The organism is Mycobacterium sp., from assembly GCF_002863225.1.
GTDB lineage: Bacteria > Actinomycetota > Actinomycetes > Mycobacteriales > Mycobacteriaceae > Mycobacterium.
On the sequence record NZ_PKEK01000041.1, the window covers coordinates 104,916 to 115,983 of the forward strand.

An 11,068-nucleotide genomic window follows, 5' to 3' on the forward strand; every position below is an offset into this window, starting at 1 on the left:
ACGCTGATGGCCGTCCGCCGCGTTCGCCCCAGCCAGCCATTGGCCCCGCATGGCATACCGGGCCATCTGGTCGGTTTCGTCGAAGCGCTTCGTGGACAAGGCATTTCGGTCGGCCCGTCGGAAACCGTGGATGCCGGGCGGGTGATGGGGGTCCTCGGTCTCGGTGACCGCGAGATCCTGCGCGAGGGTCTGGCGTGCGCGGTGTTGCGACGGCCCGAGCATCGGGAGACCTACGACGCGATGTTCGACCTGTGGTGGCCGGCCGCACTCGGCACCCGGGCGGCGGTCAGCGAAGAAGACGCCATCGATCCCGAAGTGCAGTTGCCGCCCGACGATGTCGAGGCAATGCGGCAAATGTTGCTCGACCTGCTGACCGACAACCCCGATCTCGCCGACATGGACGATCGGCTGGTCGCGATGATCGCCCAGATCGTGGACGCCTACGGCAAATACAACTCCAGTCGCGGGCCGTCGTACTCGTCGTATCAGGCCCTCAAGTCGATGGCGCTCGACGAGCTGGAGGGCAAGCTGCTGGCCGGGTTGCTGGCGCCGTACGGCGACGAGCCCACCCCGACCCAGGAACAGATCGCCAAAGCGCTTGCCGCACAGCGAATCACCCAGCTGCGAAAGATGGTGGACGCCGAGACCAAAAGGCGCACCGCCGAGCAGCTCGGACGTGACCACGTCCAGATGTACGGGATCCCACAACTATCCGAGAACGTCGAGTTCCTGCGCGCGTCCGGAGACCAGCTGCGGTCCATGCGGCGCGTCGTGCAGCCGTTGGCCCGCACGTTGGCCACCCGGCTGGCCGCGCGCCGGCGCCGTGCCCGCGCGGGTGCGATCGATCTGCGCAAGACGCTGCGCAAATCCATGTCCACCGGGGGCGTGCCGATCGACCTGGTGCTGCGCAAGCCGCGTCCGGCCCGCCCTGAATTGGTGGTGTTGTGCGACGTGTCGGGCTCGGTCGCCGGATTCAGCCACTTCACCCTGCTGCTGGTACATGCGCTGCGCCAGCAGTTCTCGCGGGTGCGGGTTTTCGCATTCATCGACACGACCGACGAGGTCACCCACATGTTCGGACCCGATGCCGACCTGGCGGTCGCGATCCAGCGGATCACCCGCGAAGCGGGCGTCTACACCCGCGACGGCCACAGCGACTACGGCAACGCCTTCGTCTCGTTCATCCAGGGTCACCCGAACGTACTGTCGCCACGCAGCTCGCTGCTGGTGCTGGGCGATGGCCGGACCAACTACCGCGACCCGGCCACCGACGTGCTGTCGCACATGGTGACTGCCAGCCGGCACGCGCACTGGCTCAATCCGGAGCCCAAGCACCTGTGGGGCAGCGGCGACTCGGCGGTGCCGCGCTACCAGGACGTGATCACCATGCACGAATGCCGCTCGGCCAAGCAGCTCGCCTCGGTGATCGACCAGCTGCTGCCGGTCTGAGTCAACCGACGCCACTCCTGCTCGGCTCACACAAACATCCTCAGTTGCACAGGCCGGACTCAGGTTAGTATCAGCCTGTCCTCAGCAGGCAGGCCTACCGAACCGAGGTCCTTCAATGGCGAATCGTCTCTTTGTCCTGGCGCCGGTCGCCGCCGCGGCCGCCATGGCGGTGGCGGCCTCAGCGACCGCATACGCCGACGACGGCTCGCTGGTGGACAGCACCCACGCGATTTTCATGGGCGGCACCGCCCAGCCGACGCCGTCGACGGCTTACGTCGAAGCCGCCGATTCGCTGTACCTGAAACCGCTGGGGTTCGCCGACGAACTGACGTCGATCTGCAACATGGTGGGCAACCTGCCGTGCGACGGTTCGCTGCAGGTGCTGACGACTCCGGAGGTGTTCGAGTTCGGTCCCAGCAGCCTGCAGGGCGAGACAAATCTCGTCTACGCGGTCGAAGCCGAGTACAAAGCCGGAGACTTCAGCGCCGACAACCCCTTGACGGTCTTCGCCTACTCTCAGAGCGCCATCCTGTCGTCGGCAGCCGAACAGCGGCTCTTCGACGACGGCATCCCGAAAGACGCCCTGCACTTCGTCTTCATCGGCGACCCGAGCAGCGAGAGCGGCATCGCCACCAACATCTACGCCGACACGGTGCAGCTGTTCGGTGGCGGCACCACCGGCACCACCATCGCCAACGACATCTTCAACGGCATCAACGAAGCCCAGTTCGCCCCGGGGGGTGTGCTGGCCGGCGTGACCCCGAACGACCTATACCCGACCACGATCTACAACATCGACTACGACGGAGTCTCGGACTGGCAGGAGGACTACGACATCGGGCTCAACGCACCAGGTGGCAGCCCGCTGCTGGGCTTCGCGAACGGCCTGTTCCACTTCTTCACCACCCACGTCGAGTACCTGGGCCTGACGCCGGACCAGATCGCGACCGGGGTCGCCACGACCGATGGCTTGACCACGACGATCAACATTCCGGACTTGTCGGACACAGGCACGATGATCAACGACTTCACCGCCCTGGTCGACGCCTTCGGGCACGGGCTCGCCGACAGCGGCTCGCTGTTGGCGCTGGCAAACACCGTCATCGACCTGTTCGACCCCAACTACTTCTGACTCGAGTGCCGGTTCAGCCCGTCGGCCCCACGAGTCCTGGGCCGGGCGACAGACGTTGTGCCCGCCTCATAGCGACAATCCGGAGCGTCACGGAATTTGTCGCTCAAAGGTGGGCAACTCGGACACCGGTGAGCCGGGGTGCGGATGTGACTGATGTGAGCTCGGCCCGCTCTACCAGGCTCAAGTAAGCTGGCAAACCGTGCAAAAGCGGCGGCTGGGAGTCATGGGTGGAACGTTCGATCCCATCCACAACGGGCACCTGGTCGCGGCCAGCGAGGTTGCCGACCGGTTTCATCTCGACGAGGTGGTGTTCGTCCCCACCGGCCAGCCCTGGCTGAAAGGCCGCGAGGTCAGCGCGGGTGAAGACCGCTACCTGATGACCGTGGTCGCCACCGCTGCCAACCCGCGTTTCTCGGTCAGCCGCGTCGACATCGACCGCGGCGGGCCCACCTACACCAAAGACACCTTGCGCGATCTGCAGTCGCTCAATCCCGACTCCGACCTCTACTTCATCACCGGGGCCGACGCGCTGGCCTCCATCCTGTCCTGGCAGGACCTCGACGAATTGTTCGCCGCTGCACGATTCGTCGGCGTCAGCCGGCCCGGCTATGAACTGGGCAGTGAGCATCTCGCCGGCGTCCTCGACGGTCTGCCCGAGGATGCGCTGTCGTTGGTCGAAATCCCGGCGCTGGCAATCTCTTCCACCGACTGCCGACTGCGCTCCGCCGAAGGCCGCCCGCTCTGGTACCTGATGCCCGACGGGGTGGTGCAGTACATCTCCAAACGCGACCTGTACCGCAAACCGGGGGAGCAGACGTGACCGCCGCACCTGAGGCGATCGACATGGCGACCGTCGCCGCCCGCGCGGCGGCGTCGAAGCTCGCCGACGACGTCGTCGTGATCGACGTCTCCGACCAACTGGTGATCACCGACTGCTTCGTGATCGCCTCGGCGTCCAACGAGCGACAGGTCAATGCCATCGTCGACGAGGTCGAGGACAAGATGCGCGAAGCGGGACACAAGCCCGCCCGCCGGGAAGGCACCCGCGAGGGACGCTGGACGCTGCTGGATTACGTCGACATCGTGGTGCACATCCAGCACCAGGACGAACGCGACTTCTATGCCCTCGACCGGTTGTGGCGTGACTGTCCCATCGTCGCGATGGATTTGTCGTGACGATCCGACGGCTGCTGATGCTGAGGCACGGCCAGACCGAGTTCAATTTCGGCAGCCGAATGCAGGGCCAGCTGGACACCGACCTGACAGACCTGGGCCGTGCCCAGGCGGTTGCCGCGGCCGAAGCGCTGGCCAAGCACCAGCCGCTGCTCATCGTGTCCTCCGACCTGCGCCGGGCCTACGAGACCGCGGTCGCGCTGCAGCAGCGAACCGGTCTGCACGTTCGGGCCGACGACCGGTTACGCGAGACCCATCTCGGCGACTGGCAGGGTTTGACGCACACCGAGATCGACGAAAAAGCTCCCGGCACCCGGCTGGCTTGGCGCGACGACGCGTCCTGGGCACCGCACGGCGGCGAGAACCGGGTCGACGTGGCCGCCCGCAGCGTGCCGCTGGTCGCCGAACTGGTCGCCGGCGAACCGGAGTGGGGCGCCGTCGAGGAACCGGTACGGCCGGTGGTGCTTGTCGCCCACGGTGGCCTGATCGCCGCGTTGACCGCCGCCCTGCTGCGGCTGCCGGTCGGTAACTGGCCGGTGCTCGGTGGCATGGGCAACGCCAGCTGGACGCAACTGTCCGGGCACAGCTCGGACGGCAGCGTCGATTTCGACGACATCCGCTGGCGACTCGACGTGTGGAACGCCTCGGCCGAGGTTGCCGGCGATGTCCTCTGAGGCGCGGCCGACCCTGCTGGTCTTCGCCGACTCACTGGCCTACTACGGGCCCACCGGCGGGCTTCCGTCAGACGATCCGCGGATCTGGCCCAATATCGTTGCCACGCAACTCGGTTGGGACCTCGAATTGATCGGCCGCATCGGGTGGACGTGCCGCGACGTCTGGTGGGCGGCCACCCAGGACCCGCGGGCCTGGGCCGCGCTGCCCCGGGCGGGGGCGGTGATCTTCGCGACGAGCGGGATGGATTCGCTGCCGTCACCGCTGCCCACCGCGCTGCGTGAGCTGATCCGCTATGTGCGCCCGCCATGGTTGCGTCGCTGGGTGCGCGACGGCTACGGGTGGGTGCAGCCGCGGTTCTCCCCGCTGGCCCGGGCCGCGTTGCCGCCACACCTCTCCGCCGAATACCTCGAAGAGACCCGGGGCGCAATCGATTTCAACCGTCCCGGGATCCCGATGGTGGCGTCATTGCCGTCCGTGCACATCGCCGACGCATACGGCAGGGCCCATCACGGCCGCGACGGTACCGTCGCGGCGATCACCCGGTGGGCCGATGAGCATGACGTGGCGTTGGTCGATTTGAAGGCGGGTGTCGCCGACGAGGTGTTGAACGGTCGTGGCAACCCCGACGGCATTCACTGGAATTTCGAAGCACACCGGGCCGTCGCGGAGCTGATGCTGAAGGCACTGGCCGAAGTGGGCGTCCGATGCCCGTCGTCGTAGTCACCGATTCCTCGGCACGCCTTCCCGCGGAATGGCGCCGGCAGTGGGGGATTCGCGAGGTTCCGCTGCACATCCTGCTCGACGACAACGACCTACGCGACGGCGTCGACGACATTCCGGACAACATCCACGACTACGGTCAGGCCACCACCGCGGCCGCGACCCCGGCCGAATTGGGCGAGGTGTACCGGCAGGCGCTGGCCGACAGCGACGGCGCCGGCGTCCTGGCGGTCCACCTCTCGACGGCGCTGTCGGGAACCCTGACCGCCGCCGAGTCCACCGCCACCGAAATCGGTTCGGGTATCCGGGTTCTCGACTCGAAATTCACCGGGATGAACACCGGCTTCATCGCCGTGTCCGCTGCGCGGGCCGCCGCGGCGGGCGCCGATCTAGAGGGCGTCGCGGCAGCAGCTGCCGCCGCGATCGACCGCAACCACGGGTTCATCGTCGTGCACCAACTGGACAACCTGCGCCGCAGCGGCCGGATCGGCGGTGCCGGCGCGTGGCTGGGCACCAAGCTCTCCTTGAAGCCACTGCTGCGCATCGACGACGGAAAACTCGTTCTGGCGCAACGGGTTCGGACGGCCACGAAGGCGGTCGCGGCGATGATCGACCGAGTCGTCGATACCGTGGGTGAGCGGCGTGCCTCGATCGCGGTGCATCACGTCGCCAACCCCGACGGCGCCCAAGACCTGGTCGCTGCGCTCGCCGAACGGTTGCCCGATTGCGAGCCGGCGCTGGTCACCGGTCTGGGTCCGGTGCTCGCCCTACACGTCGGCGCCGGCGCGCTCGGGGTCTGCGTACAGCTCGAAGACTAGGACTTCTGCACGGCCAGCGGCGCGGTGTTGGCTTCGCCGGTGACGACGGGTGGCTTCGGCTTGCCGTAGTCGCCGCGCGGATGGACCACCAGCGGCCACCAGAACCAGCGGCCCAGCAGGGTCGCCAACGACGGCATGAAAAGTGTTCGCACGACCAATGTGTCGAGTAGCAGACCGATGCAGACCGTCGACCCGAACTGGCCGAGCACGGTCAACTCGCTACCCAGCATGGCCGCCATCGTGAAGGCGAACACCAGACCCGCCGACGTCACCACCGCGCCGGTGCCGGCCATCGACCGGATATATCCGGTCTTGAGCCCGGCATGTATCTCTTCTTTGAATCTCGACACCAGCAGCAAGTTGTAGTCGGAGCCGACGGCCAACAAGATGATGACCGACAGCGCCATCACGATCCAGTGAATGTGGATGCCCAACAGGTCCTGCCAGATCAACACCGACAGGCCGAACGACGCGGCGATCGAACTGCTGGCCGTTCCCACGATCACCAACGCCGCCACCACACTTCGGGTGAGCAGCAGCATGATCATGAAGATCAGCGTCAGGGCCGACACGACGGCGATCATCAGGTCGTACTTCTCACCGTCGGCCATGTCCCGGAATGTCGCGGCGGTGCCGCCGAGATACACCTTGGCGTCCGACAGCGAGGACTGCTTGAGCCCCTCCTGGGCAGCGGTGCGCTCCGCGCCGACCCGGTCGATGCCTTCCGGTGTCATCGGGTCGCTCTGGTGAGTGATGAAGAACCGCACCGACTTTCCGTCGGGGGAGAAGAACATCTTCACCCCTCGGATGAACTCCGGGTTGGAGAACGCCTCGGGCGGCAGGTAGAAGAAGTCGTCGTTCTGCGACTTGTCGAAGCTCTGGCCCATCACGATCGAGGTGTTGCTCATCGCCTCCATCTGGTCGATCATCGCCTTGAACGTCTGATACATCGTCAGCGTCAGCCCATGCGTCGTCTTCAACGTGTTGAGCATGATCGGGATCAGCTGCTCCAACTCGTGCGACGCCGTTGCGGTGCGCCCGATGTCGCCGGAAAGCTCGTGGAACTTCTCGGCCAGCTGGTCGAAGCCGTCGATCGAGTCGAACAACGACCGGAACGAGATGCAGACCGGAATGTCGTAGCAGTGCTTCTCCCAATAGAAGTAGCTACGGATCGGCCGGTAGAAGTCTTCGAAGTCGGCGATGTGATCCCGCAGGGTGTCGGTGATCTCGGAGGTCTCCTGCGTGGTCTTCGCGCTGTCGAGGGCCGCGGTCGCCAGATCGTGGGTGACTTTCGCCTGCCGCGTGGTCACGTCGATCATGATCTGCATCTGGTCGGCCATCTTCAGAATGTCGGCCATTCTGTCCTTGAGGAACTTCATGTTCTGCATGGTCGTCTGGCTCTGGATGCTGTTCTGGAACGGAATCGAACTGTGCTGGATGGGAATTCCCAGCGGCCGGGTGATGTCCTGGATCATGGCGATCCCGACGGTACGAATCTCGTTCTTGGCGACCTTGTCCAACACCAGCATGTCCGCGGTGTTGCGCATGTCGTGGTCGGACTCGATCATCAGCAGGTCCGGGTTCATCCGGGCTTCGGAGAAGTGTCGGTCGGCCGCGGCGTAGCCGACGTTGGACGGCGCGGTCTCCGGCAGATAGTGGCGGTCGTTGTAGCTCGTCTTGAAGCCGGGCAGCGCGACCATTCCGACCAGAACCACCGCGGTGCTGACAGCGAAAATCGGTGCGGGCCAACGCACGACGGCGGTTCCGACCCGCCGCCACAGCTTGCCGCGAGCTTGACTCTTCTTCTCGAAGAGGCCGAACTTGCTGCCCAGGAACACAATCGCCGGACCCAGCGTCAGGCCGGCCAACACCACGACGAGCATGCCGATGGCCACCGGGGCGCCCATGGTGGAAAACCAAGGCAGACGGCAGAAGCTCAGGCAATAGGTCGCACCCGCGATGGTGAGTCCGGAACCCAACACGACCGGCGCGACACCTTTGAATGTGGTGTAGTACGCGGTTTCTCGATCTTCGCCCTCGCGGCGGGCTTCCTGATATCGGCCGACGAGGAAGATTCCGTAATCCGTGCCGGCGGCGATCGCCAGCATCGTCAGGATGTTCGCGGCGAAGGTGGTGAGCCCAAAGGCGTTGTTGTAGCCCAGAACCGCGACGATGCCGCGGGCGCAGGCCAGCGCGACGAACGTCATGAACAGCTGGATCAACGTGGTCACGATCGAGCGGTAGACCAGCAACAGCATGATCGCGATCGCGCCGAGGGTGAACAGCGTGATCTTGGCCAGGCTGTCGTTGCCGATGACATGCATGTCGTCGGAGAGCGCCGCGGGCCCGGTGACGTAGGCCTTGACCCCGGGCGGCGCTTTTTCTTCGTCGACGACCTTGCGGACGGCGTCGACAGAATCGTTGGCCTGCGTGGTGCCCTGGTTACCGGCGATGTTCGCCTGAACGTAGGCGCCCTTGGCGTCGGAGCTCTGCGCGCCGGCCGCGGTGAACCGGTCACCCCAGAAGTCCTGGAGGTGCTGAACGTGCGCGGTGTCCTTGCGCAGCTTGCGCACGATGTCGTCGTAGTAGCGGTGCGCGGCATCGTCGAGTGGTTTCTGGCTCTCCACCACGATCATCACCGTGCTGTTGGAGTCGAACTCCTGAAAGTTGTGGCCCATCCGCATCATCGCCGTCATCGACGGCGCGTCCAGTGGGGCCATCGGGGCGGAGTGCGCCTCACCGACGACTTCCAGCGTCGGGACCGCGACGTTGACGATGACAGTCAGGACGACCCAGCCGATGATGATCGGGATCGCGAATAGGCGGATGACGTGCGGGATGAACGGGTGGTGCGTCCTGGCCTCGGTGGTTGTCGCGACCTCGCCATTCGTGTTGGTCATGCGGACTTCACCAGGCAGAAAGTCTGAGCATTGTGCCCGTCGGAACTCTGGTGTTCGCGCAACTCACCGTCCACGGTGATCCGGCAGCCGATGTAGCCACCGTCGGTCTGGGCCATGATGTTGGCGCTCACCGTGGGCAGCGTCGTCGAGACCGTGAATGTCCACGGCAGCGTTGCGTCGTTGATCTGGTGGGTGTTGGCGTCGGCGTCCCAATAGTTGATGTTGGCGGTGCTCCCCGGATTGCCGAAGATCTCGTACTTCACGACTTTCGGGTTGAACTGCACGATCTTGATCCCGGCTCCTGAATTCGCGTTGAGGTCCTGCGAGGCGAACACCTTGTGCAGCCGCGTCACCGCGAGCCCGGCGATCGACAGGACGACGATGAGCAACAGCGGGATCCAAGCCCGCTTGAGTACGCCGCCGACAGACATTGCCTTCACTCGATGTCCTCCCGCCCCGTTCGCAACGTCGTTCACGAACGCGCCAAGCTGCGTGTGCATCCAGCGGTCCGCCAGGACGCGTTCGGGCAGCTCTACCGACAAGAGCCGGCCTCAGCCGGGTGTCAACGCCGACTCCCGCGAGAACCTTTGCTCGGCTAACGATGCTAGACGATAGGGCACGCCTGCGTTCTGTTTGGGGTCCCACGGCGCCCGGGTCGGCCACGACGACGGGGATCGTCACCGGAGTAGCAAACCTTTTCGCGGCGCGCGCGGCGGCTGGGTCGAATGGATCTGCACGGCTGCAGCAAAGCCAAGCTGCCCCCTAGGCGCGCGGCGAAAGTATAGGGAAATCCCTAATTCCTTCGGCTCTGTTCGCCGTCTTATGCTCCGCTCAGCTTGAGGGATGTGCTTCGCGAATACGTCCGGCTTGCGCTATGTGCCATTCACAACTTTGGAGGACAAGTCATGACGAAACGCGTTGCGCGATGTTTCATATTTTTGGGCTCGGTGGCCTGCCTGTTGGGCATTGTCATCGCGACGCCCGTGACGGCACCGATCGCTCGTGCCGACAATCTGCCGAACGGCTACGTCGTCACCTGCGCGGCCAACGGTAACGACGTGATCTGCAACATCTCCGGATGCCCGCGGGTCAAAGGAGAGTACGCAGGTGACGTCATCCACACCATGGTCAACGGTGGCGGGCAGTCGGAAATCAAGAAGAGCTGCGGCAATACCGCGACCGACACCCGCCGCAACGTCGCTACCCAGTCGTTCAATTACGGGGTTCAAGGCTGCCGTAAGAGCACATTGGGTTCGGACGACTGCGGTGCGTGGTCGGATTTCAAGTACAGCCCGCCGGCGCCGGTGCAGGTGAAGTGTCCCGCGGGATCGCCCGTAGCGTCCGTTCCGCAGGGGCAGCAGTGCCCGGCGGCGGCGCAGGTGGACTGCCCGAAGGGTTCGCCGACGCCGAAGGCGGCCAGCCTCGACAAATGTGCGGCGGCTAAACCGAAGAGTTGCCCGCAGGGCTCTGCGAGCGCCACCGTTCCGGCCGATCAGCAATGTGTGCCACCGGCAAATGCGGTCTCGATGAACATCACCCGAAATAACTTCAACGCCAGGGTGGCAATCACCAACAAATCGAGTCTGCCCGCGAAATGTAGCTACACCGCCACCAAGAACAGCGGGGTAGGGCCTGGGCAAGTCGACCGCAACATCGACGTCGACGCGAACAGCACCGGCACGATCACCGACCTGTTGTGGCCGACCTTGGGCTCCAGCTACAGCGCCACGGCCAAATGCACGGTCACCTACGACGGCAAACAGACCTCGATCGGTCAGGCCAGCCAAAACGTGAGCGGCTGATCAGCCGGTTGTTCGCTGCAGAATTCACCCCGCTCGCCTCGGCGAGCGGGGTGTTTCTATTTGTGAATCTCCGGTCCGCCGTTGCGATCGGCGATCGCGGCGCTGAGCCGCGTCGGCGGTCGGCCCGCACGCCGGCACGCCTGGGCGACCACGTCCGCCGAGTCGGCCTCGAAAATTCCGAACACCACCTCGTCAGCGGGAACCGCGAGCGCGTACACGCACCGCACCGGCGAGCCTTCGGCGGTCAGCGATGTCGATGAAAGGGCAAGGCCGGCGGAGATGTCGACGAGCTGGTCTTCATCTACTCCAGGGCGATACCACTCGACGAGGTAGCACGTCGGCGGCTTCGCAGCGTTGCCCATCGTCTCGACGGTAGCGGCTGACGAACAACATCGAATC

General features: G+C 65.2%; 11 protein-coding genes. 8 read left to right on the plus strand and 3 right to left on the minus strand.

Annotated elements, in window-relative coordinates; genetic code table 11:
* Positions 1-6 precede the first annotated feature (6 nt).
* From CYU59_RS12920 to CYU59_RS12950, 7 genes are all read left to right on the plus strand, one after another.
* Positions 7-1,449, plus strand: a complete 1,443-nt coding sequence (locus CYU59_RS12920) for a VWA domain-containing protein (protein ID WP_292989969.1) — start codon at positions 7-9, stop codon at positions 1,447-1,449.
* Between the two features lie 115 nt (positions 1,450-1,564).
* The gene (locus CYU59_RS12925) at positions 1,565-2,581 is read left to right on the plus strand and encodes a PE-PPE domain-containing protein (protein ID WP_292989971.1); all 1,017 of its coding nucleotides are present in this window, start codon (positions 1,565-1,567) and stop codon (positions 2,579-2,581) included.
* 199 nt (positions 2,582-2,780) lie between these two features.
* Positions 2,781-3,401, plus strand: a complete 621-nt coding sequence (nadD, locus tag CYU59_RS12930) for a nicotinate-nucleotide adenylyltransferase (RefSeq protein WP_292989973.1) — start codon at positions 2,781-2,783, stop codon at positions 3,399-3,401.
* On the plus strand, positions 3,398-3,757 hold the full coding sequence (gene rsfS, locus CYU59_RS12935) for a ribosome silencing factor (RefSeq protein ID WP_292989974.1): 360 nt from the start codon (positions 3,398-3,400) through the stop codon (positions 3,755-3,757). The genes nadD and rsfS overlap by 4 nt, the downstream gene beginning before the upstream one ends.
* On the plus strand, positions 3,754-4,428 hold the full coding sequence (gene gpgP / locus CYU59_RS12940) for a glucosyl-3-phosphoglycerate phosphatase (protein ID WP_292989976.1): 675 nt from the start codon (positions 3,754-3,756) through the stop codon (positions 4,426-4,428). The genes rsfS and gpgP overlap by 4 nt, the downstream gene beginning before the upstream one ends.
* Positions 4,418-5,149 (plus strand): diglucosylglycerate octanoyltransferase, encoded by a 732-nt coding sequence (gene octT, locus CYU59_RS12945; protein WP_292989978.1) that lies wholly within the window; start codon positions 4,418-4,420, stop codon positions 5,147-5,149. The genes gpgP and octT overlap by 11 nt, the downstream gene beginning before the upstream one ends.
* Positions 5,134-5,967 (plus strand): DegV family protein, encoded by an 834-nt coding sequence (locus CYU59_RS12950; RefSeq protein WP_292989980.1) that lies wholly within the window; start codon positions 5,134-5,136, stop codon positions 5,965-5,967. The genes octT and CYU59_RS12950 overlap by 16 nt, the downstream gene beginning before the upstream one ends.
* Here the strand turns inward: CYU59_RS12950 and CYU59_RS12955 are convergent.
* Positions 5,964-8,867 (minus strand): MMPL family transporter, encoded by a 2,904-nt coding sequence (locus CYU59_RS12955; protein WP_292989982.1) that lies wholly within the window; start codon positions 8,865-8,867, stop codon positions 5,964-5,966. The genes CYU59_RS12950 and CYU59_RS12955 overlap by 4 nt on opposite strands.
* A complete protein-coding gene (locus CYU59_RS12960) occupies positions 8,864-9,298 on the minus strand; it encodes an MmpS family transport accessory protein (protein WP_292990296.1) in 435 nt (144 codons plus the stop codon). The genes CYU59_RS12955 and CYU59_RS12960 overlap by 4 nt, the downstream gene beginning before the upstream one ends.
* A 474-nt stretch (positions 9,299-9,772) precedes the next feature.
* On the opposite strand from CYU59_RS12960, the gene CYU59_RS12965 reads away from it, so the two are divergent.
* Positions 9,773-10,669 (plus strand): hypothetical protein, encoded by an 897-nt coding sequence (locus CYU59_RS12965; protein WP_292989984.1) that lies wholly within the window; start codon positions 9,773-9,775, stop codon positions 10,667-10,669.
* 56 nt (positions 10,670-10,725) lie between these two features.
* Here the strand turns inward: CYU59_RS12965 and CYU59_RS12970 are convergent, their stop codons facing one another.
* Positions 10,726-11,031: a hypothetical protein gene (locus tag CYU59_RS12970; RefSeq protein ID WP_292989986.1), complete on the minus strand. Its 306-nt coding sequence runs from the start codon at positions 11,029-11,031 to the stop codon at positions 10,726-10,728.
* Between the last annotated feature and the right edge of the window lie 37 nt (positions 11,032-11,068).